Source organism: Streptomyces himalayensis subsp. himalayensis, from assembly GCF_013778455.1.
GTDB lineage: Bacteria > Actinomycetota > Actinomycetes > Streptomycetales > Streptomycetaceae > Streptomyces > Streptomyces himalayensis.
Genome location: NZ_JACEHE010000008.1, coordinates 21,649 through 43,807 on the forward strand (window position 1 = coordinate 21,649; position 22,159 = coordinate 43,807).

Sequence of the window (22,159 nt, forward strand, 5' to 3'; positions counted from 1 at the left end):
CGCCGCAGGCGCGACGCGTGTGCCCGGAGCGCGGGACTCCGCGCGCATGTACGCGGTGATCACCGTCTCCGTCCGCCGCCCCGGCGGCGCTCGCCCCACGCCGGACGGCGCGCCGCGTCTCGCCGAGGTGCTGCTCATCGACCACTCCTCCTCGATGGTCAACCCGCCGAGCCGGCTGGCCGCCGCCCGTGACGCCGCGGCCGCCGCGCTCGACCGCATCCCGGACGGCGCCCACTTCGCGGTCGTCGCCGGACGGGACCGGGCCGCCATGATCTATCCGCCACGGTTCGGGCTCGCGGTCGCGGACGCCCGCTCGCGTGCCGACGCACGGATCGCCCTGCACGCCTGCACCCCGGGCGGTGGCACGGCGATGGGCACCTGGCTGGAGAGGGCGCGCCAGCTGTTCCGCGGACTCCCGGACGTCCCCGGCAACGACCCCTTCGTACGGCATGCGCTGCTGCTCACCGACGGCCGGAACGAACCGGGATACGAATCGCGGGACGAGCTGCGGGAGCGGGTCGAGCACTGTGCGTCGGAGTTCACGTGCGACGCCGTCGGCATCGGGGACGCCTGGGACACCGACGAACTCCTGCTGATCACCCGTGAGCTGGGCGGCCGGGCGAGCGCCGTGGGTGATCTCGCGCGGCTCTCCGGCGAGTTCGCGGCACTCACCGCGCGGGCCGCGGAGCGCGACGTCACCGGGCTGCGGCTGCGCCTGCACCACCGGGCGGACGTCACGCTGCACTCCTTCGAACAGGTGCATCCGACCCGGGTCGCGCTGCGGCCGGCGTATGTCGACATGGCCGCGGTGGAGTCGGCGGCAGGTGGCCCGATCGAGGAGTACGCGACGGGTGCGTGGGGCGCGGAGACGCGCGACTATCTGCTGTGCGTCAGCGCTCCGTACCGCCCGGATCAGCTGGGCAAGGTGCTGTTCCTCACGGAGGTGGAGGTCGACGTGGCGGGGCCCGCCGGGGCGGATGTGGAACTCCCGGAGCCGGCCGCCGTGTTGATGCGCTGGTCGGACGAGGCGGACCTGTACAGCAGACTCGATCCGCGGGTCGCCCACTACCTCCACGAGGACGAGCTGCACCGCACCTTCGAGCAGGGCTGCGCCGCACTCCGGGAGGGCGACACGGCGGCCGCCGAGGCCCACTTCGCCCGCTCCTGGGCGCTGGCGACCCGCACGGGCGACACAGCCATGCAGGACCACCTCCGTAAGCTTGTCGACGTGCGAAGTCGTGACGAGCGCGACCCGGTTGTCCGGCTCCGCACCGTCATCGAGCGGTTCGACATCGAGGCGGCTCGCATCCAGGCGGGCACCAGCGTCCTGCCGTCTGTGGAGCGGGACCGGTGAGCGGGGCGCGCGACCGGCACCGCACCGGCCACCAGGTCCGCACCGACGACCAGCTCCACACCGGCCACCGGCTCCACACCGACGACCAGCTCCACACCGGCGACCAGCTCCACACCGACGACCACCACACAAGCCACCGCCTTCGCACCGCCAACCGGCCTCGCTCAGGCACACGGAACCAGGCCGAGCGCGCCTTACGAGGCCTACGCGCCGTGGGCGCCGACGGCACCGCCGTCGGAGCCGTCGCCGCCGAGCTGGCCAGGCGCCTGTGGCGGTACGCGTGGCCGTCGCCGACGGGCCGCCGCAACCGGGCCTATCTGCGGGACCGGTTGATCGCGCTTCCGCTGCTCTCGGTGATCGCCTTCGGCGCTTTCGGCTGGGCGTACGCCGACGTCCGCGGCGACTCCGCGTACCTCCGGGACCATGTCGCGCCCGCGCTGGTGGATCTGGCCGACGCCAGAGTGTCGCTGCAGATCGCTCAGACAGAGGCCCGCAGGGCCCTGCTGGACGAGGACGGCGCGGTGGAGCTCAGCGGGCTCAGCGAGCGGTACCGGACGCGGATGAGCCGGGCCACGCAGAGCCTGAGCCAGGTCGCGCAGCACGGCGCGCTCACCGTGTCCGAACAGCAGAAGCTGGGTGTGGTCTCGGGTCTGCTCGTGGACTACAGCGGCTGGATCAACCGGGCCCAGGCGGACAGCGACCCCACACTGCGCGAGGCCGAACTCACCTACGCCCAGAGCATGCTGTGCGAGACACGCCAGGCCGACGGCACCTCGTACCCGGAATGCCGGCCGTCGACAGGAACCACGGCGACCGCGACCACGATCGTTGACCGTATCTCCGCCCTGGAGCAAGGACTGCACGACCGGCTCGAGGCGCGCGCGGCATGGGGCGGAGGCGTACTGGCCGCCCTGGCCGTCTCGGCTGTCGCCTTCGTCCTGCTCGCCGTCGGGCTGGCCCGGACAGTCGTCTTCCTGCGCCACCGGTTCCGGATCCGGCTGAGCCTGCCGCTGGTGGTGGCCGCGCTGCCGCTGGCGGCGACGCCCCTGCTCGCGACCGATGCCGTTCTCGCGTACGACGCGCAGCAGCAGGTGGTGCCGGCGGCCGACGGCCTCTCCGACAAGACCTCGCCGGACATCGAGACGCTCGCCGAGGAGCAGTGGGCCGGAAAGCCCAGCCCGCGGGCGATCGGCGTGCTGGAGTCGTCGATCAAGGACGAACTGGCCGCGGGCCGCTTCGGGTTCCTGGACGGGGTGGCGCCCTTCGTGACGCCGGTGGGGCTGGTCGGCGCGGCCGTCATCGGCGGTGCCCTGCACGCGTACCGCCGCGAGTATCTCCTCCTAGCGCGCCCGGGAGCGGCCTCATGAGCGGCCTGATCAGCCATGTCACGAGCCGCCTCGTCAGCCGTCTCATGAGCGGCCCCATCAGCCGCCGCCCGCACCGGCAGCCGCCGCACCCCAGCCGTCGCCGACACCTCAGCCGCCCTCGCCCCCTCCTCCGTGCCGCCCTGGCCTGCGCCTTGTTAGCCCTCGCCGCTCTTTCCGGCGGCTGCGCGCAAGGCGCCAAGGAGACCCTCGTCGTCCTCGGTCCCTGGACGGGCCCGGAGGGCAAGGCGTTCGAAGCGATGCTCAAACAGCTCGACGACGGCACCGCGTACACGTACGCGTACGAGGGGACCAGCTCCCTGCGCGAGACCCTCGTCGCACAGCTCGAGGCGGACGCCCCGCCCGACGTGGCGATCCTCAACAGCATCGGTGAACTGAGCGAGTACGCACACAGGGGCAGGCTCAGGCCTCTCGAGAAGGCGGCCGAGCGCGCCTATGCGCCCTGGGCGGGGCCGCTGCGGGTGCAGGGCCGGCTTCACACCTACTGGGTGCCGTTGAAGGTGGACCTCAAGAGCCTCGTGTGGAGCAAGACGGGTACGTCCGGCGGCACTTCCGCGCCGAAGTGGTGCATAGGCCTCGCTTCCCAGGCAACCTCCGGCTGGCCGGGCACCGACTGGATCGAGGACATCCTGCTGCACCAGGCCGGGCCCACCACGTACACGGACTGGGCCACCGGCAGGCTGAGCTGGCAGAACAGCGCCGTGGAGCGGGCCTGGAAGACCTGGGCCGACCTGCTCGGGACCCGTACGGATGACGCGGTCGAGGAGTCCCTCACGACCTCCTTCGAGGGCGCAGCCGACGGGGTGGGCGGCAAGCGGGGGCTGCTCAACTCGCTCGACTGCACACACGAGCACCAGAGCGCGTTCATCCGCTACCTGTACGCCGACGACGACGTCCGCGTCGAACCGTCGGCCCGGTTCCTGCAGGGCTCCGAGGAGTTCGAGAACACGTACGAGGTGTCGGGCGACATGGCCGCCGTGTTCAGCGACAACCCTGATGCGCAGGAGCTGGTCGAGCTGCTGTCCGACCGCACGGCACGCGGACTCTGGCGGGACATGGCCAGGAAGGTGTCCGAGCCGGAGCCCCAGCCGCTGTTTCCCGCCTCGGACGATCCACAGCCGACCGACCCGATCGGCCGGGAGATCGCCGGCATCCTGACCGAGCCGACGAACAAGCTCTGCTTCGACGCCTCCGACGTCATGCCGCCCTCGCTGCGGGACGCATTCCACCGCGCCGTCCTGGAGTACTTCCGAAACCCCACGGACAAGCACCTCAAGGATCTGCTCAAGAGGCTCGACTCGGTGCGGGATGCGGCGACGCGCCCATCGACGACCGGCTCATCGGCGGACGGCTCATCGGCGGACGGCTCATCGGCGGACGACGACGGGCCGCTGAGCGCGGCCCGCCCGCCCGAGGCCATCTGCGCGTCACCGGGCGGCTAGGGAGCCGCAGGCAACACCGGACGGGTAGGGAGCCGCACTGCCGCCGCTCAGCGCAGTTCCTCGGGGCAGGGCGTCCCCCGAGGCAGCTGGTAGGGCGCGGCAAGCCGGTAGACGCCTGGGTGCGGGGCGAGGAGTTCGGTCCACTTGTCGCCGGCCGCGTCTTCCTCCGTCTCCATCAGACAGCCGTTGACGTTCCGGTACGTCTTCGGGGTGCCGTCCTCGCGCTGCTTGGACTCCTCCGTCTCCTTCGGCGGTTCGACGCTCTTGCCCTCGGTGTCGACGAGTCCGAGCCACGGCGAGTACGGAATGCGGATGAGCACCCGTCCCGCCTGCTTCACCTCGATGGTCAGCTCGCCCTGCTCGGCACGGTCGACCGTCGCGTTGGGCTCGGCGAGCGGCGTGGGGTCCTCGACGGCGAACAGACGCCAGTTGGCGTCACCCCAGACCTCCTCGAGGTAGGGCTGTCCGCGCTGTACGAGCTGGCGCTCCCGCTCGCCGCCGTCCCCGTCGGGCTCGTCCTTCGGCAGGACGACGTAGTGGACGGCCCAGCGCTTCAGCCAGTCGTGGTAGTTCGCTGAGTTCAGGGTGTCGTCGTAGAAGAGCGGGTTGCGCTCCATGTCCGCCTGCCGGTTCCAGCCGCGGGCGAGGTTGACGTACGGCGCGAGCGCGGAGGCCTCGCGGTGGGAGCGGGCCGGGACGACCTCGACGCGGCCCTTCTCCGCGCCGACCACCTGCAGCTGGTTGACGAGCGGGGCGAGCTCCCGCGCCCAGGACGCGGCGGGCGTCGTGTGCACCACGTCGTCGACCGCCTTGTAGCCGATCCAGGCGACGGATCCCGCGAAGGCGACGACGATCGCGTACCACTTGCGCGTACAGGGTGCGGTGAACGGCAGCGCGGCGAGCAGCACCACCCCGGCGAACAGCATCGCGAGCCGGGTGATGTTGGAGCCGATCTGCGAGCTGATCAGCCAGGTCAGCAGCACGGCGAGCGCGTAGACGGCCGTCGTGAGGCGTACGGTCGTCCATTCCTTCGGTACGAGGAAGAAGACGAAGCCGGAGAACACCAGCGGCAGCACGGCCGAACCGAACCCCATCGGCTGAGTGCCGGAGAACGGGAACAGCCAGGAGGACAGAGCCACCACGGCGGTCGGCGCGAGGCCCAGCGCGTAGGCGCCCGGCCGCCGCTTCTGCAGGAACAGCGCGACGGCGACGAGCCCGACGAAGAGCCCGGCGACGGGGGACGAGGCGGTCGCGAGCCCGGCGAGCGGCGCGGCGACGGCGGCCTTCGCCCAGCGCTTGTAGCGCCAGCGGTACGGCCAGCAGAACACCGCGGCGACCGCCGCGAGCCCGAACATCGTGCCGAGGCCGTAGGTCACACGGCCCGACGCCGCGTTGCACAGCAGCGCGACGACCCCGCCGAACGCGGGCCACAGCGGCCGCCGCACGGCTGGGCTGCGTACCAGTATGAGCGTGATCAGACCGGCGGAGACGGTGCCGACGATCATCATCGTCGTCCGCACACCGAGCACGGACATCAGATACGGCGACACGACGCTGTACGACACGGGGTGCATCCCGCCGTACCAGGCGAGGTTGTACGCGGAGTCGGGGTTCCGCCCGACGAACTCGGCCCAGGCGTCCTGGGCCGCGAGATCGCCCCCGCTGTTCGCGAAGGTGAAGAACCATACGAGGTGCACGACGGCGGCGAGGGCGGTCACCCAGGTGACCGGGTGACGGAGGAGCGGGAGGAGCGGCAGGAGCCCGAGGCGGCCGGGCGGCCGGGCGCTGCCTCCGGCGGGCGGCCGCTGCTTCCACGGCGACCGCTGCGTCCGCGACGCGCCCGGCGCTCTGGGCAATTGGGGTGATGGGGATATCTGGGTGTGTCTGGTGCGCTGCTCGTGCCGCTGTTCGGGCAGGGCTATTCGCACGCCCTTTCCCTCACCCGGCTCGGCGTCGTCGCCCCGCGTCGGCTCCGCAGTGGCCACTCAGGACACTCCCCGTACGTGTGTAGTTCTCGTTCGGGGTCCCGGGGTCCATCCGCCCCGGGCAAGCCCCGGCACCCGCCCCGATCCCCGCGACGCTAGCACGAGGGCCACCCGTGGGCGCCCTGGAGGATGCCCACTGGTGGCGCGGATCAGACGGGCGCCGGTTCAGGAGGGGGACAGTCCCGGGTCACCTCACGGACAGCTCGAGGTAACCCAGGAACATCGGCCGGGGGCGAATCGCGGGAGCCGGGACGGCTGCACGGTCGTCCAAACGGCTGCACGGTCGCCCGGACGGCTGCACGGTCGTCCAAACGGCTGCACGGTCGCCCGGACGGCTGCGGGATCAGCCCGGACGGCCGCACGGTCGCCCGGACGGCTGCGGAGTCAGCCCAGTCGGGTGACCTTGGCGCCGAAGTCGGGCTCCTTGAGCTCGTCCTGGAGTGCGATCGGGACCTCGACCGCGCTGCCCGTGCCGTCGCCGACGCTCAGCACGCCGACCTTGGTGCCGGCCTTCGCCGTGTGCGGGATCGTCGTACCGTCGTCGCCGAGATCCAGCTGCACCGTGAGCCCGGCCCAGCCGACCGCGGACACGTCCTGCGTGACGACGACCGGCGTGCGCCCGCCGAGACCGTCGTCCACGTACCCGACGACGTCGCCCTTCTTCAAGATCGTCTGCCCCTTCAGGGCGCCCTGGGCCGCGAGCATCGCCGTCTTGCTGACCGCGTTGACGGTGTCGATGATCGGCGGCGTGTGCTGGCCGAGCACCGCGCCGACGACGGTCACCGTCTCCCCGCCGACCTCCTTGGTGGCGGCGAAGAGGAGGTTGCCGCCGGCCTTGGTGGTCGAGCCGGTCTTGATGCCGATCGCGTTGTCGTACGGCACGAGGCGGTTGTAGTTCTGCCAGACCCTGCCCGAAGGGTCCTTCCAGGTGGGCAGTTTGGTGATGTCCGTCAGCGCTTTGATCTTCACCAGCTCGTTGCCGAGCTTCACCTGGTCCTCGGCGGTGGAGACGGTGGTCTCCTTCAGCCCGGAGGGGTCGGTGTACGTGGTGTTGGTCATCCCGAGCTTCTTGGCGGCGTCGTTCATCTTCTTGACGAACGCCTCCTCCGAACCGGCGTCCCAACGGGCCAGCAGCCGCGCGATGTTGTTCGCAGACGGAATCATGATGGCGGCGAGGGCGTCCTTCTCGGAGAGCTTGTCGCCCTCCTTGACGGTGTTGAGCGTCGACTCGCCGCCGGCGTCGTAGCCGCCCTCCTTCTCGGCCAGCGCGTCGACGGTGATCGACGATCCGTTCGCGCCGGCCTTGAGCGGGTGCTCCTGCAGCACGACGTACGCGGTCATGGCCTTGGCCACGGAGCCGATCGGTACGGGCTTCTGCTCGCCGAAACGGTCCATGGTGCCGAGGCCTGTGACGTCCATCCAGCCCTGGCCCTCCTGGGGCCACGGCAGCGACACCTTGCCGCCCTCGAAGGCGTACTCCGACTCGGCCGTCAGCGCGAGCGTCGGCGTCGGCAGCGGGCGCACGGCCTGGACGACCGCGAACACGATGGCGAGCAGCACCACCAGCGGCGTCCAGATCTTGATCCGGCGCACGATGGTCCGCACCGGGGTGTCCGGGGGCGGCGGCGTGTTCGTCAGCTCGGCCAGCAGATCGAGCGGCGGCTTGGGCGGCAGGGGCTGCTGCGCGGTCCGCTCGGGACCGACGTTCCCGGGACCCGCCGGAGCCGGGGCGGCGGGCGCCGCGGATCCAGCGGGGGCGGGCGTCGCGGATCCGGCGGCGGGTGCGCCGGACGATGCGGAGGCACCGGGAGCCGTGGGGGCGTTGGCACCGGGTCCGGCGGCGGTGCCACCGGGCGCGGCAGGGGACGAGGCGTCGGCCGGGGACGCCACGGGCTTGCCCCAGGCGGGCCTGTTCGGCACCGCGGGCTCGTCGAGCGGCTTCAACGCCACGAACTTGCTGGTCCGCTCGCCATCGGGCTCGCCCGTGCGCCCGGCACCGCGCGCCGGCTCCCCACTCCCGGAGTCGCCCCCGGACGCGCCGACCTTACGGTCGTCCTGCACCCCATCGGCCTGCTGCGCGTCGCCGCTCCGCTCGGCGGCGCGGTCCTCAGCCGCCTTCTCGCCGGGCTTCGTCCCGCCGATCTTCAGCATGGTCGTCGGCTGATCGACGGCAGGCCGGACGGCCTTGAACACAGCGGTGGCCTGATCGACGGCGGGCCCGGAGGAATCACGGTCGCCGGCGACGGCGTCGGAAGGAACGCTGGAGTGTGACGGGGCGTCGTCCGCGGGGTTGGGGGCGGGGTCGGAGGCGCTGTCACGCTCGGGGGCGGGCTCGGCGCCGGAGTCACCGTCAGCCCCGGAGTCACGGTTGGCGTCCGAGTCGGCACCGGCGCCGGTCTCGACGCGGCCGTCGAAGTCGGAACCGCCATCGCCCACGAAGTCAGGGTGGGCATCGGAACCGTCGTCAGCCCCGGATTCCGGGTCGGCGCCGGTCTCGACGCGGCCGTCGGACTCGGAGCCGCCGTCGCTCACGGAGCCGCCGTCGCTCACGGAGCCGCCGTCCCCCTCGGAGTCACGCGTGGCGTCCGGGCCGCCGCCAGGCCCCGAGTCGGCGTCGGCGTCGGCGTCGGAGGGGGTTTCCACGCGCGCGTCGGCGTTGGTGTCGGAGGCGCCGTCATCCCGTGAACCGGCGTCAGCCGCGGAGGTCCTCGGCCCTTCGTCGGCGTCGGCCACGTGGGCCACGCCGTTGACCGTACCGTCCGCGCCCGGCGCGGACCCGCGCTCGTCGGCGATCTGCGCCGCGGGCCGGGCCTGGTCGGCCGGCGAACCCGCCTCGAGAGCCACATCCGAGTCGGAGGCGGAGCCGGTTCCGGACCCCGAGTCGGGGTCCGGAACCACGTTCGCGGCAGCGCCCGAACCGAAAGCCGACGCCGTTTCCGGACTCGAATCCGATGCCGAGTCAGAGCCCGAGCTCTCGGCACCCGCGCCCAAGCCCGCGCCCGCGCTCGAGTCCACGTCCGCATCCGGCGCGTCCCCGCTGCCGGTCGCCGGACCAACGTCGCCGGACGACGGGCGACCACCGTGAGCCGCGTCGTCCGCCGTCGCCGCATCAGCCACGTCGGGACCGGTGGCCGTTCCGGCGGAGTCCTCGGGCTTCCCCGTCGCATCGGTCGCGTCGGTCGCCGCGGTCGCCTTGGCCTCCTCGGCGTCCGTGCCCGTCACCCACGCGGCGACGGCCGCACGCAGCCGGGCGTCGCCGGCGGCCTCGACGGCAGCAGCCGCACTCTCCCCCTCGGTGTCCCCGCCGCCCCCAGATCCGCGGGATCCCTCAAAGTCCCCTGCCCTCCCGGAACCGCGGGACCCCTCGGAGCCCCCAACACCCCCGGAACCGCGGGAGCCCTCAGCCCCTTCGCCGCCCTCGGAGCTCAGCCCGGCAGATCCGACAGATCCGACAGACCCGATAGACCCGATAGACCCGATAGACCCGGCAGTGTCCTCCGAGGCCCCCGGGGCAACCGCTTCAGCATCGGTCGGCGTCTTCGTGTTCGAAGAAGCCGCCGCCTCCGCCCTCTCCGTCGCGGACGACGCCTCCCCGCGTGTCCGCGTCGCGAAGACCGCCGTCGGCTGGTCGACACGGATCGAAACCTCGCGGGCGACCGCGAGCCGCGGGTCGCGGTCACCCGAGGACGGCGCCGGAACCGGCGCCGCGGCCGGGTCCCCAGACGACTTCTGCTGCTTCGACCTGTCGGGGGACTCGCCCGCCACCGATGCCTCCTTCATACGCCCAGCGCCCAACCGTTCGTCGCCGAACTCGCTGTCCGGACCATGTACCAGTGTCCTGTGTGAGGGCCTGGCCCTGGTGCTAGACGAGAACGACATACCTACCGGTTCCCTTACGAACCGGTCACGCACCCTCGACAGACCATTGTGAGAGGGGTCACCCTGTCATTCATCCACGCGGGGAGGCATGGATGGGCAGGAGCCGCAGAACTATTCCGGAGGAGCTACTGCTTCTCGCTCTGGACCCGGCCACGGGTACCACAGCGCAGCCGCAGTCGCTCGACCTCGGTCTGGCCGGAGCACAGCTAGTGGAGCTGGCGCTGGCCGGACGTATAGCCCCAGACGGGGATCGTATCGCCGTGGTGGTACCACGGCCGACAGGAGATCCGACATTGGACTCCGCATTGGAGTTGCTGCGCAGGCGTGGCGCTCCGGTACGGGCCGTCCACTGGATCGGCGGGCCCCGGTTGGGGCTCCGCCAGACGTATCTCTCGCATCTGGAGCGGTGCGGCATGGTGCATGCCGTGGCGGGCCAGATGTGCGGGGTGCTGCCGACGACTCGCTACCAGGCGACGGACACGGCAATCAGCCGGGAGATCAAGGCCCGGCTGGACTCGGCGATCCGTACCGGCGTGCCGCCGGACCCACGGACCGCGGCGCTCGCCGCGCTGGCCCACGCGGTCGGACTCGGCAAGCACCTGTACCCCGGGAACGAGGGGCGCTCGTCGCGCTCCCGGCTCCGGGACCTGATCAGGCACGACCCGATGGGCGGCCTCGTGGCGCACGCCGTGATGGACGTCCAGAACGGTGTCGGGGCGCAGCCCCGCCGAAGTGCGGCCGCTGGCGGCCGCCCGAGCGGCAGGGCCCCGGAACCCGGCAGGGTTCCGATGCAGCCGCACCGCGGGTCCATGGCACGCGCCGTGGCCCACTGAGCAGCACCACCCGCACCACCGCGGCACGGCAACAGCCGCACCAGCAACACCGCACCACCCGCACCAGCGCCGCACCGCAGTCCCCAGACCCGGTTCGGGAGCCGCTGGACCGCGCGGGGCAGTGACGCCGGACGTCAGGACGACGACTCGGCGCACCGCCCCGCGCGGCCGCTTTTCACGGCCCCATCACCGGCCACGGGGCTCCCACAGAGCCGACGCGCGTACCGCCGAGCCGTACAACGAACGCGTATGCGCCGCATATCCGCCGTTTCCCAGCGGTAGGAAGCCCGTTGGTGGCAATCTGCTGAGCACCAGATACGCAAAGTTGACAGGCCCGCAGCCGGAGGTGCACGTCCCGTGGCGTCCAATGTCAATCCCACCGTCAGGCGACGCCGACTGGGCCAGGAGCTGCGCCGGCTCCGAGAGCAGAAGGGCATGACCGCCGAGGAGGTGGCGGAGCGGCTGCTGGTCTCGCAGTCGAAGATCAGCCGCCTCGAGAACGGCCGCCGCTCCATCAGCCAGCGCGACGTCCGTGACCTCTGCGGTGTTTACGAGGTCGATGACCACCGCATAGTCGACTCGCTGATGCAGATGGCCAAGGATTCGCGCCAGCAGGGCTGGTGGCACTCCTTCGGCGACATCCCGTACAGCGTCTACATCGGCCTGGAGACCGACGCGGCGTCCCTGCGCGTGTACGACCCGCAGGTCGTGCCGGGCCTGCTGCAGACACGCCCGTACGCGGAGTCGCTGATCGCCGGCGCACTGCCGGAGACCGCGCCGACCGACATCGACAAGCGCGTCCAGGTGCGGATGCGCCGCCAGGAGCGGATCTCGGCGCACAGCAATCCGCTGCGGCTGTGGACCGTGCTGGACGAGGCGGCGCTGCGCCGGGTCGTCGGCAGCCGCAACGTGATGCGCGACCAGCTCGAGCACCTGGTGGAGCAGTCCCAACTGCCGCATGTCACGGTGCAGGTCATCCCGTTCGACATGGGCGCCCACCCGGGGCTCAACGGCCAGTACGCGATCCTCGAGTTCCCCGACGCGGCCGATTCGAGCGTGGTCTACATCGAGGGCGTCACCAGCGACCTCTACCTGGAGAAGGCGAACGACGTCCACAAGTACAGCGTCATGTACGAGCATCTGCGGGCGCAGGCGCTGAACGTGGAGCAGTCGCGGCATTTCATTGCGAAGATCGCCAAGGATTACGCCAGCTGAAGAAAAGCCTCTAAGAACCCCGAAGAGGACATGGATCCGCCCGAACCGGGAAGGTGCCGCACAGTACACCTTCGCCACATCAGGGCGGAAGTCTCAGATGGAATATGCCATCCGGTCGAGTGAATGGCAGCGTCGCCCGGGGATGTTGGCGAGTAGCGTCGATCACGCCAAAGAGCAAGAACGTTGGCGCACACCGAGCAGTACAGAGGGCGTTGGTCACCACCAGCATCCGCAACTGCACTGCGGCAGCAACTCGACAACTGGGTAAACCGGAGCAAACATGGCAATTCAGCAGGGCGCCACGGATACGTGGGTCAAGTCCTCGTACTCCACGGGAAACGGCGCATGCGTCGAGGTCAAGTCCCCTGTTCTGCACGCGATCGCCGTGCGGGACTCGAAGGTCACCGATGGCCCCGCCCTCGGCTTCGCGCCTGACTCCTGGACCGCGTTCGTGTCCGAGGTGAGCCGGGGAGCCTTCGACCTCGCCTGATGCACCACACACACTGCAGGACCAGCACAACCGACAACTGCACAAGCACCACCCGACAGCCCTCTCGACTGGTCCGCCGTCCCGGCCGAGGGGGCGCTCCCCTTTTTGGACACCCCCTGATCAGCGCAGCCGATCCACGTACACATCCGTCCCCGGCACCGTGGGAATGAACGGCGCCACCAACTCGACCCGGCCCAGGCCCGACTCGGCCACCTGAGCATCCAGCCCCCTGAAGTGCTCCTCCCAGCACTCCCTCGGGTCCGCCTCCAGGAACCACAGCAGCGTCAGGCGCGTGTCGACGCCCTCGACCTGCTTCACATACGTCATCCGGTCGCCCGGCAGCGGCGTCGGCCGGAAGACGGTCACCATCGCGGCCGGCGAGCCCGCCAACCGGCTCGGCAGATGGCGCGACCGCAGCCACTCCAGCAACTCCGCCCGCTGCACCGGCCCTTCCGCGTCGATGACCTGGACGACCAGCCCGGCATACGGATGGTCGAGCGCATGGAAGTCACGCGGGCCGGCCGCCCCGTCCCGGTAGACCGTCGCCTCGTGGTCCTGGAACGCCGTGAAGACGTGCGTGCGCTCCCGGTAGACCCGCCCGTCCCTGTTCAGCCGCTTGTTGATGCCGACGGTCCACTTCATGTGCTCTTCGTAGCGGCCCTCGGTGACCCAGTACACCGAGATGTAGCAGCCCGCCGTCACCGGTTCCGCGACCGCCGACTTCTCCGGGTAGCGCAGCAGTTGCAGATCACGCGTGGCGACCCAGCGCCGTCCGGCGTACATCCAGGGCATCGCCATCGCGCCCGCGTAGTAGTGGTCGTCCTCGTACCAGCGGTTGTAGGCGTACTCATGGCCGGGGTGCGGTTCCACCATGGTGATCAGGGCGTGGCCGGGATGCACGCCGTAGGGCCCTACGGCGGCCAGCTCCGCGTAGACCTCGCTGCTCGTGCCCACCGCCGATGCCGCGGACGACCCCGCGGCCGCCTCCGCAACTGCCTCCGCGTCGAGGGACTTCACGACCGCCTCCGCGCCGGCTTCCGCAGTGGTCCCTGCGGCTGACTCCTCGCTCATGGACGCTCCCCTTCCTTCCTCCGCCGAACGCCCCTAACGTGACCCCCGCCCACTCTGACGCTCCGTCAGAATATCCACCAGACCCCGGAGGCGCACGTGCTGCTTGAGGGGAAGACCGTCATCGTCTCGGGAGTCGGCGCCGGGCTCGGGCATCGCGTCGCCACGGCCGTCGTACGCGACGGGGGCAATGCCGTGCTCGGGGCGCGCACCGAGGCGCGTCTCGCCAAGTCCGCCGCCGAGATGGACCCGGACGGCGTCCACACGGCGTATCTGCCGACCGACATCAGGGACGAGGCCGGGTGCGGGGCACTCGCGGCGCTGGCGCGGGAGCGGTTCGGGCGGATCGACGCGGTGGTCCACGTCGCCGCGTGGGACAGCTACTTCGGCGGGCTTGAGGACGCCGACTTCGCCACCTGGCAGCAGGTCCTGGACGTGAACCTGCTGGGGACGCTGCGGATGACCCGGGCCTGCCTGCCGGGCCTGAAGGAGCGCGGCGGGTCGGTCGTCATCATCGGTACGCAGTCGTCGGTGGCCGCACCGTCGCAGGTGCGGCAGGCGGCGTACGCGGCGTCCAAGGGCGCGTTGATGTCGGCGATGTACTCGCTGGCGCGCGAGCTCGGCCCGCACCGGATCAGGGTCAACACGGTGCTGCCGGGCTGGATGTGGGGCCCGCCGGTCGAGGCGTACGTGCAGTTCACGGCCCGAACCGAAAGCGTGCCGGAGGACGAGGTGCTGCGGCGGCTCACCGACAGGATGGCGCTGCCCGAGCTGGCCACGGACGGCGATGTGGCGGACGCCGCGGTGTTCCTTGCGTCCGACCGCGCGCGGGCGATCACCGGTCAGTCGCTGCTCGTGAACGCAGGGGAGCTCATGCGGTAGCAGAGGGCGTTCGCCCCACCTCCTTCGCGGCCGCACGGGACCCGCATCCCGCGCGGTCGTACGTCTGTGCCCTCGGGGCCCTCGTAGCTGTACGGCGCCTGACGAAGCGCCCGCTCATCGTCCGGGTCCCATCGTGTGCACGACAACGCCTCGGAAGGTCAAGAACAGGCAAAATGGTTCGACTTCCTGATTGCTGTTCACGTCCATGACCGAAATGACGTCTTGACCGGCCCACCACAGGGGGGTTCAATCCCCCGAGTCCCCAAATCCCGCACGGGGACGCCCGCTGAACGGACGTACTGACGAAGAGCCGCAACGTTCACAAGGCGGACCCCTGGAGGGGGCACATGAACAGTCTCGACTGGGTCGTGCTCATCGGCTACTTCGGCGTGATGGTCGCGATCGGACTGTGGTCGCACAAACGCGTAGACAACGTCAGCGACTTCTTCACGGCCGGCGGGAAGATGCCGTGGTGGCTGTCCGGCATCTCGCACCACATGTCGGGCTACAGCGCGGTGATGTTCACCGGCTACGCCGGAATCGCCTACCTCTACGGCGTCACTTCCTTCGTCACCTGGTCCTTTCCCATCGCCGTCGGGATCTTCATCGGCGCCAAGCTCTTCGCGCCCCGGCTGAACCGGCTGCGCTCACGCCTGCATGTCGCCTCACCGCTCGAATACCTGAAGAACCGCTACAACCTGCCGACACAGCAGGCCCTGGCCTGGTCCGGCGTCCTGCTCAAGATCGTCGACGTGGGCGCCAAATGGGCCGCCATCGCGACCCTGCTGTCCGTCTTCACCGGCATCTCCCTCAATCAGGGCATCCTCATCACCGGAGTCATCACCGGCGTCTACTGCACGGTGGGCGGTCTGTGGGCCGACGCCCTCACGGAGATGGGCCAGTTCGTCATCCAGTTCTTCGCGGGCATCGCCATGCTGATTGCGGTGATGGCGGAGCTGGACGGGTTCTCGACCCTGTGGACCATCTGGGACGAGCCGGAGCTGCAGGGGCACGCGGAACCGACCGCAGGCCCCTACACGGTGACGTTCCTGCTCGCATTCCTCTTCATCAAGACATTCGAGTACAACGGGGGGATGTGGAACCAGGCGCAGCGCTACATGGCCACAGCCAGCGCCCGCGAGGCCACCCGTTCCGCCCGGCTGTCCGCAGTGCTCTGGTTCGTCTGGCCGCTGGTGCTCTTCTTCCCCATGTGGTGTGCCCCGCTGCTGGTCGAGGCCGAGAAGCCGGACGCGTCCGACAGTTACGCCCTGATGACCGAGCAGCTGCTGCCGCACGGTCTGCTCGGCCTCGTCATCGTCGGCTTCTTCTCGCACACCATGGCCATGTGCTCCTCGGACGCCAATGCCATCGCAGCCGTGTTCACCCGGGACATCGCGCCCGTGCTGTCGAAGAGGGCGCGCAGCTGGAGCGAGCGTGCCGGGCTGTACGCGGCGCGGTGGTCGACCGTCGCTTTCCTTGCACTGTCGATGGCGATCGCGACCCAGGTCGACTCGCCGACGTTCAAGGACATCATCACCGTCGTGATCAAGTGGGTGGCCGGTCTGATGGGCCCGATCGCGATCCCGTTCATGCTGGGCATGCTGCCCACGTTCCGGCGCTCGGGGCCGACGGCGGCGCTCACCAGCTGGGGTGCGGGCCTGCTGGCCTTCTGGCTGGTCAACTACCCGATCAACTGGAACGTCGACGGCGGAGTCCCGCTGCAGTACCAGGTGTCGATTCCGCTGGCCGTGTCACTGGTCCTCTACATCGTCATCGGCTTCGTCAAGCCGGAGGACACACCGGAGCGCGACGCGCTCCTCGCGCGCATCAACACGGACGGCGACTCGGCGGCCGCGGCGGTTCCGGCGCCGGCGGGTCCGGTGGAGGACACGATGCGGGCGCCGGCGAAGGAATGAGGGACTGCGGTTCGCGCGAAAGGACTGCGGGTTCGCATGAGTGACTGCGGGTTCGCGTGAGGCACTGCGGGTCGCGTGCTCAGCCGCGCGGATACCGCGCCAGCCACCCCGGAGAGGACCCGGCGGGCCCGTGCAGGGCGGGCCCCTGGGTCATCTCCATCGCGAAGTCGTCGGCGAGTTCGAGAAGCGTGGGACGGCCCTCCAGCTCGGCGAGCCAGCCGGGCGGGAGGGCCGTCTCGCCGTGCAGGGCGCCGAGCAGCGCGCCGGTGAGCGCGCCCACGGCGCCCGAGTCGCCACCGTGGTTGACGGCCAGGCACAGCCCATGGCGTATGTCCTCGGCGACGAGCGCGCAGTACACGGCGGCCGCGAGAGGCCCCTCCGCCGTACCGGGCGACCCGGCCAGCTCCTCCACACGCGCGGGCGTGGGCATGCCCTGCCGCACTGCGCCCAGCGCGTGCTGCAGGCCGTCCGTGACGGGCTGGTGGCCCGGGCGGGCGGCGAGCAGGGAGAGGGCGCGCTGTACGGCGGCGTCGAGGCTCTCGCCGCGGGCCAGCGCATGCACGATCACCGCATACGCGCCCGCCGACAGATACGCGACGGGGTGGCCGTGCGTCTGCACGGCGCACTCGACGGCGAGCTGCGCGACGAGCCCCGGTTCCCAGCCGACAAGCAGGCCGAAGGGAGCGGAGCGGAGGGCGGCCCCGACGCCCTGTTCCTCGGGGTTCTTCGGGGTTTCGACGGTCCCCATGATGTCGTCGCCGAATCCGGTGAGGCAGGCGCGGGACGGGGCGCGGCGTGCGTACAGCCACTCCTCGCGGGCCAGCCAGCCGTCGTCCTTGCGGCGCTCGTCGGGGCCCCAGTCGGTCTGCGTGGCCGTCCAGCGGCGGTAGGCGCGGTGCAGGTCGGTCGGCGGGTGCCAGGCTCCGGTGTCGCGCCGGACCTGGGCGCGTATGAGCCCGTCCACGGTGAAGAGGGTGAGCTGGGTCGTCGCGGTGACGGCGCCGCGTCGGCCGTGTGCGGGGGCGAGATCGGTGAGGCCTTCCGTGCCGTGCTCGGCGCGGATCTCCTCGATCGAGAGGGGCGCGACGGCGGCGCCCAGGGCATCGCCGACGGCGACGCCGAGGAGCGTGCCGCGGACCCGGCTGCGGAAGTCCTGCTGTTCGGCACGGCCCCAGACGGCACCGGCTACTGCGCTCACCGGGCCCTCCTTCCTGCCCCCCATACGGCTGACTGCGCAGCACTGTAATCGAACAGGAATGGCCGGTTCAGGGCCCTGATCGATATCCGGAACGTCACCGAGCTGATCACTTCGCTGGGTGGAGCGTCATCCAGTGATCATTTCTGAACGTATGGGGCCTGGTTGGCGCGAGCACCACAACCATTTGCCGGACTTGACGGTCAAGGTGAACGACTGCCGTACACAGACCCAACTGCCGGTGCACACACGTGCTGTGGCTGCCGGCGAAGCGACGTACTGGAGAAGACACCGATGTCCCAACCCTCCCGCCGCCGGGCCGTCGCCGCCGTGGCCGCCCTGCTCGCCGCTCCCTGCGTGGTGTCAGGCGCTCTCGCCGCACCGGCCGTCGCAGCCACCACCGGGGCGACACCCGTCGTCGACTTCAACGGCGACGGATACGCGGACCTCGCCGTCTCCGCGCCCAACGGCACCGTCTCCGGCATGCCCCAGGCCGGCTACGTCTCGGTCGTGTACGGCTCGTCGGCAGGCGCCGACACCGCGCACCCCCAGCTGATCACCCGCGCGACCGCGGGCGTGCCGGGGGATGTCTCGGAGTACGACACCTTCGGCCGCAGCACGGCCGCTCGCGACCTCGACGGGGACGGCTACACCGACCTCGTCGTGGGCCACTACTCCACCCCGGTTGTGCTCTGGGGCTCCGCGAGCGGCCTCAGCGGCGGCACCGTACTGACCACACCCTCCTCCAGACTTGCCGCGGGCGACTTCAACGGCGACGGCTACGGCGACCTGGTGACCGACAGCGACGTCGGTCTTCAGGTGTCCTACGGCCCCATCTCCCGCACCGGGACGCCCGCCTCCACGGACACCCTTCCCTTCGACGAAGAGGTGGACCCCCGGGCCATCGCTGTGGGCGACATGACGGGTGACGGCGTCGACGACATGGTCACGACCCACAGCTTCGAGGAGATGCAGTACAAGTCCCGCTTCTGGGCAGGCGGGAAGGACGGCCTCAGCCACACCTACAAGACCACCGGCTACTACACGGTCGGCGGGGTCATCACCGATGTGAACAAGGACGGCTACAGCGACTTCGTGGCCCTCCAGGTCGACCAGGTCTCCGAGACCCGTGCCTACGACGCGGGCGCGATCCGCGTCGTCTACGGCTCGGCATCCGGCCCCTCCACCCGGACGGCGAAGATCACCCAGGACACGGCGGGCGTCCCCGGCGTGAGCGAGGGGGGTGACCTCGAGCTCAACTACGGTGACCAGTTCGGCTACTCCCTGGCGGCCGGCGACGTCACCGGCGACGGCTACCCGGACATCGCCGCGGGCGTCCCCGGCGAGGACGTCGGCTCGGTCCGCGAGGCGGGCGCCATCGTCCTGCTCAAGGGCAGCGCGGCAGGCCTCACCGGCTCGGGCGCCCAGGCCTTCCACCAGTCGACGTCCGGCGTCCCCGGCATCTCGGAGAAGGGCGATTACTTCGGCCGGAGCGTGCTCCTCGGCGACGTCAACGCCAACAACCGCGCCGACCTGGCCGTGGCCGCCCCCAACGAGGACGGCACCTACGCGGACTCGGGCGCAGTGTGGGTCCTGCGCGGCTCCAAGGCGGGCCTGACCACGACCAACATCACGTCGTTCGGGCCGCGCTCGCTGGGCGCGCCCGAGAAGGGGGCGCGCTTCGGGGACAGCTTCGCCCGGTAGGAGGCCGGTAGGAAGCTGCGTGAGGCGTCGGCTCGGCCGCGCGTGGCCGCCCGCACACCGCAGCCCGTGCTGCCAAGGCCCCGTCCCGGCGAACGCGGGACGGGTGCCGCCAAGGCCCGCCCGGTGAACGCGGGACGGGCCACGGTCAGTCCAGCACCGGCAACAACTCCGGCAGATGCCCGTCCGATGCCTCCGCCGCCCGCTGCCGCTCCTCCGGCACCTCCCCGTACAGCGTCGTCCGGGGACGGGCCGGGCGGCCTGCCGTCTCTGCGATGGCGATGAGGTCCTTGATGGAGCGGTACGAGCCGTAACTGGAGCCCGCCATACGGGAGATGGTCTCCTCCATCAGCGTGCCGCCCAGATCGTTCGCGCCGGAGCGGAGCATCTCCGCCGCGCCCTCCGTGCCGAGCTTGACCCAGCTGGTCTGGATGTGGGGGATGTGGGGGTGGAGGAGGATGCGGGCCATGGCCGTCACCGCGCGGTTGTCGCGTGTGGTCGGGCCGGGGCGGGCGATCCCGGCCAGGTACACCGGGGCGTTGGTGTGGATGAACGGCAGCGTCACGAACTCCGTGAAGCCCGCGACGCCCTTGGACAGCGCGGTCTCCTGCATGCGCGACAGGGTCCGGAAGTGGCCCAGCCAGTGCCGCGGCTGGTCCACATGGCCGTACATCATCGTGGACGAGGAGCGGATGCCCAGCTCATGGGCCGTCTCGACGACCTCGATCCAGGTCGCCGTCGGCAGCTTGCCCTTCGTCAGGACCCAGCGCACCTCGTCGTCGAGGATCTCCGCCGCCGTGCCGGGGATCGAGTCGAGGCCGGCTTCCTTCGCGGCCGTCAGCCATTCCCGTATCGACATGCCGGTGCGCGTCGCGCCGTTGACGACCTCCATCGGGGAGAAGGCGTGGACGTGCATGCCGGGCACGCGGGCCTTCACGGCGCGCGCGATGTCGAAGTAGGCCGTGCCCGGCAGGTCGGGGTGGATGCCGCCCTGCATGCACACCTCGACCGCGCCCACGTCCCAGGCCTGGGCGGCGCGGTCGGCGACCTGCTCCAGCGAGAGCGTGTACGCGTCGGCGTCCGTGCGGCGCTGCGCGAAGGCGCAGAAGCGGCAGCCCGTGTAGCAGACGTTGGTGAAGTTGATGTTCCGCGTGACGATGTACGTCACGTCGTCACCGACGACCGATTTGCGCAGGTCGTCCGCCACGGAGCACAGGGCGTCCAGTGCCGGGCCGTCCGCGTGCAGCAGCGCCAGCGCCTCGTCGTCCGTCAGCTTCGTCGGGTCGTCGGCGGCCTGTCGCAACGCCTGCCGTACGTCGCCGTCGATGCGCGACGGCACCATCCCCGGAGCCGCCTGCTCGCGCAGTGCCTCCCAGTCGCCGTAGACCTCGTCGAAGTCGTCACGCCGGTCGGACGTACGCCCCTCGGTGTCGATGGTGCGGTGCAGGTCCGTACGGCCGCCGGCGACGAAGCCCTCGTCGGGCTCCTGCCAGGGACGGCCCACGACCTCCGCGTCCGGGTCGGCCAGGCCCGTCTCGGGGTCCGCCAGTGCCCGGACGTGCGGCAGCAGTCGCGGGTCCAGCCAGGGCTCGCCGCGCCGCACGAACTCCGGGTAGACGCACAGGCGTTCCCGCAGCTCGAAGCCGGCGGCCGCGGACCGCTCGGCGAGCAGCTCGATCCCCGGCCACGGCCGCTCCGGGTTCACATGGTCGATGGTCACCGGGGACACCCCGCCCCAGTCGTCGATCCCGGCGCCGATCAGCCGCTCGTACTCCGCGTCGACCAGGTTCGGCGGGGCCTGCAGACAGGCCGAGGGGCCCATGATGTGCCGGGCGACGGCGACCGTGGCGACCAGGTCGTCGAGCTCGGCGTCCGGCATGCCGCGCATCGCCGTGTCCGGCTTGGCGCGGAAGTTCTGGATGATCAGCTCCTGGATTCCGTGGTACGAGCGGGCGACGCGGCGCAGCGCGAACAGCGACTCGGCACGCTCCTCGTACGTCTCTCCGATGCCGATCAGCAGGCCGCTGGTGAAGGGGACGGACGAGCGGCCCGCGTCCTCCAGGACGCGCAGCCGGACCGCGGGCTCCTTGTCGGGCGATCCGTGGTGCGGCCCGCCCGGCTCGCTCCACAGCCGCTCGGCGGTGGTCTCCAGCATCATGCCCATCGAGGGCGCGACCGGCTTGAGCCGCTGGAAGTCCGTCCACGACATGACGCCCGGATTGAGATGCGGCAGCAGGCCGGTCTCCTCCAGGATGCGGATCGCCATCGCCCGTACGTACGCGATCGTGTCGTCGTACCCGTGCGCGTCCAGCCACTCGCGGGCCTCCGGCCAGCGGTCCTCCGGCTTGTCGCCGAGGGTGATCAGGGCTTCCTTGCAGCCCAGTTCGGCGCCGCGGCGGGCGACGTCGAGGACCTCGTCCGGGGACATGAACATCCCGTGGCCCGCGCGCCGCAGCTTGCCCGGAACGGTCGCGAAGGTGCAGTAGTGGCACTTGTCGCGGCACAGGCGCGTGAGCGGGATGAAGACGCTCTTCGAGTACGTGATGACGCCCGGGCGGCCCGCCGCTTCCAGGCCCGCGTCCCGCACGCGCGCCGCGGACGCCGCGAGGTCCCGCAGATCGTCCCCGCGCGCCTGCAGCAGCACGGCCGCCTCGGCGGTGTCCAGCGCGACGCCGTCCCGCGCCCGCCTCAGCGCACGGCGCGTGGCGTTCGCGGTGGGGCCGGCCGCGTCGGCGGGCCGGGTTCCGAGCGGCTGCGCAGGCTGAGGATCAGTCATGCCCCCGAGCATACGAGTGCGCACCGACATCGTCTGCG

The 22,159-nt window shown here is 71.0% G+C and carries 14 protein-coding genes; 9 read left to right on the forward strand and 5 right to left on the reverse strand.

Annotated features, from left to right (window positions below; all coding sequences use genetic code 11):
- Window positions 1-19 precede the first annotated feature (19 nt).
- From H1D24_RS15095 to H1D24_RS15105, 3 genes are read left to right on the forward strand one after another with little or no spacing between them, the layout of a single operon-like run.
- Window positions 20-1,354, forward strand: a complete 1,335-nt coding sequence (locus tag H1D24_RS15095; RefSeq protein WP_181658070.1) for a vWA domain-containing protein — start codon at window positions 20-22, stop codon at window positions 1,352-1,354.
- Window positions 1,351-2,721 (forward strand): GlnX family signal transduction membrane protein, encoded by a 1,371-nt coding sequence (locus H1D24_RS15100; protein ID WP_309484319.1) that lies wholly within the window; start codon window positions 1,351-1,353, stop codon window positions 2,719-2,721. Before H1D24_RS15095 ends, H1D24_RS15100 begins: the two co-directional genes overlap by 4 nt.
- Window positions 2,718-4,181: an extracellular solute-binding protein gene (locus tag H1D24_RS15105; RefSeq protein ID WP_258564087.1), complete on the forward strand. Its 1,464-nt coding sequence runs from the start codon at window positions 2,718-2,720 to the stop codon at window positions 4,179-4,181. Before H1D24_RS15100 ends, H1D24_RS15105 begins: the two co-directional genes overlap by 4 nt.
- A gap of 47 nt (window positions 4,182-4,228) precedes the next feature.
- Here the strand turns inward: H1D24_RS15105 and H1D24_RS15110 are convergent, their stop codons facing one another.
- Both H1D24_RS15110 and H1D24_RS15115 read right to left on the reverse strand, forming a co-directional pair.
- Window positions 4,229-6,166 (reverse strand): DUF8823 domain-containing protein, encoded by a 1,938-nt coding sequence (locus H1D24_RS15110; protein WP_181658071.1) that lies wholly within the window; start codon window positions 6,164-6,166, stop codon window positions 4,229-4,231.
- Window positions 6,167-6,550: 384 nt separating this feature from the next.
- Window positions 6,551-9,388: a D-alanyl-D-alanine carboxypeptidase gene (locus H1D24_RS15115; protein ID WP_309484320.1), complete on the reverse strand. Its 2,838-nt coding sequence runs from the start codon at window positions 9,386-9,388 to the stop codon at window positions 6,551-6,553.
- Window positions 9,389-10,137: 749 nt separating this feature from the next.
- Here H1D24_RS15115 and H1D24_RS15120 point away from each other — a divergent pair.
- The 3 genes from H1D24_RS15120 (at window position 10,138) to H1D24_RS15130 (ending at window position 12,583) form a co-directional block, all read left to right on the forward strand.
- Window positions 10,138-10,878 carry a GOLPH3/VPS74 family protein gene (locus tag H1D24_RS15120; protein WP_181658073.1) on the forward strand — a complete coding sequence of 247 codons (741 nt, stop codon included), beginning with the start codon at window positions 10,138-10,140 and terminating at the stop codon, window positions 10,876-10,878.
- Window positions 10,879-11,235: 357 nt separating this feature from the next.
- Window positions 11,236-12,093, forward strand: a complete 858-nt coding sequence (locus tag H1D24_RS15125; RefSeq protein WP_181658074.1) for a helix-turn-helix domain-containing protein — start codon at window positions 11,236-11,238, stop codon at window positions 12,091-12,093.
- A gap of 280 nt (window positions 12,094-12,373) precedes the next feature.
- Complete coding sequence (locus H1D24_RS15130; protein ID WP_181658075.1) at window positions 12,374-12,583, forward strand: DUF397 domain-containing protein; 210 nt, start codon at window positions 12,374-12,376, stop codon at window positions 12,581-12,583.
- A 120-nt stretch (window positions 12,584-12,703) separates the two neighbouring features.
- On the opposite strand, the gene H1D24_RS15135 is transcribed toward H1D24_RS15130, so the two are convergent.
- On the reverse strand, window positions 12,704-13,654 hold the full coding sequence (locus tag H1D24_RS15135) for a hypothetical protein (protein ID WP_258564088.1): 951 nt from the start codon (window positions 13,652-13,654) through the stop codon (window positions 12,704-12,706).
- 96 nt (window positions 13,655-13,750) lie between these two features.
- Between H1D24_RS15135 and H1D24_RS15140 the strand changes: the two genes are divergently transcribed.
- Both H1D24_RS15140 and H1D24_RS15145 read left to right on the forward strand, forming a co-directional pair.
- On the forward strand, window positions 13,751-14,533 hold the full coding sequence (locus H1D24_RS15140) for an SDR family oxidoreductase (RefSeq protein ID WP_181658076.1): 783 nt from the start codon (window positions 13,751-13,753) through the stop codon (window positions 14,531-14,533).
- Window positions 14,534-14,880: 347 nt separating this feature from the next.
- Entirely contained in the window at window positions 14,881-16,449 is a 1,569-nt protein-coding gene (locus tag H1D24_RS15145; protein ID WP_181658077.1) for a sodium:solute symporter family protein, read from the forward strand.
- Between the two features lie 79 nt (window positions 16,450-16,528).
- On the opposite strand, the gene H1D24_RS15150 is transcribed toward H1D24_RS15145, so the two are convergent.
- Complete coding sequence (locus H1D24_RS15150) at window positions 16,529-17,647, reverse strand: ADP-ribosylglycohydrolase family protein (RefSeq protein WP_181658078.1); 1,119 nt, start codon at window positions 17,645-17,647, stop codon at window positions 16,529-16,531.
- A 291-nt stretch (window positions 17,648-17,938) separates the two neighbouring features.
- Between H1D24_RS15150 and H1D24_RS15155 the strand changes: the two genes are divergently transcribed.
- On the forward strand, window positions 17,939-19,348 hold the full coding sequence (locus H1D24_RS15155; protein WP_181658079.1) for an FG-GAP-like repeat-containing protein: 1,410 nt from the start codon (window positions 17,939-17,941) through the stop codon (window positions 19,346-19,348).
- Between the two features lie 145 nt (window positions 19,349-19,493).
- On the opposite strand, the gene H1D24_RS15160 is transcribed toward H1D24_RS15155, so the two are convergent.
- Window positions 19,494-22,121 (reverse strand): bifunctional FO biosynthesis protein CofGH, encoded by a 2,628-nt coding sequence (locus tag H1D24_RS15160; protein ID WP_181658080.1) that lies wholly within the window; start codon window positions 22,119-22,121, stop codon window positions 19,494-19,496.
- Window positions 22,122-22,159 lie beyond the last annotated feature (38 nt).

What these genes read in the sequence shown, in the direction of transcription:
- H1D24_RS15105 (WP_258564087.1), top strand. Translation starts at nt 2,718, where the DNA reads ATGAGCGGCCTGATCAGCCATGTCACGAGCCGCCTCGTCAGCCGTCTC.
- H1D24_RS15120 (WP_181658073.1), top strand. Translation starts at nt 10,138, where the DNA reads ATGGGCAGGAGCCGCAGAACTATTCCGGAGGAGCTACTGCTTCTCGCT.
- H1D24_RS15130 (WP_181658075.1), top strand. Translation starts at nt 12,374, where the DNA reads ATGGCAATTCAGCAGGGCGCCACGGATACGTGGGTCAAGTCCTCGTAC.
- H1D24_RS15135 (WP_258564088.1), bottom strand. Translation starts at nt 13,654, where the DNA reads ATGAGCGAGGAGTCAGCCGCAGGGACCACTGCGGAAGCCGGCGCGGAG.
- H1D24_RS15145 (WP_181658077.1), top strand. Translation starts at nt 14,881, where the DNA reads ATGAACAGTCTCGACTGGGTCGTGCTCATCGGCTACTTCGGCGTGATG.
- H1D24_RS15155 (WP_181658079.1), top strand. Translation starts at nt 17,939, where the DNA reads ATGTCCCAACCCTCCCGCCGCCGGGCCGTCGCCGCCGTGGCCGCCCTG.
- H1D24_RS15160 (WP_181658080.1), bottom strand. Translation starts at nt 22,121, where the DNA reads ATGACTGATCCTCAGCCTGCGCAGCCGCTCGGAACCCGGCCCGCCGAC.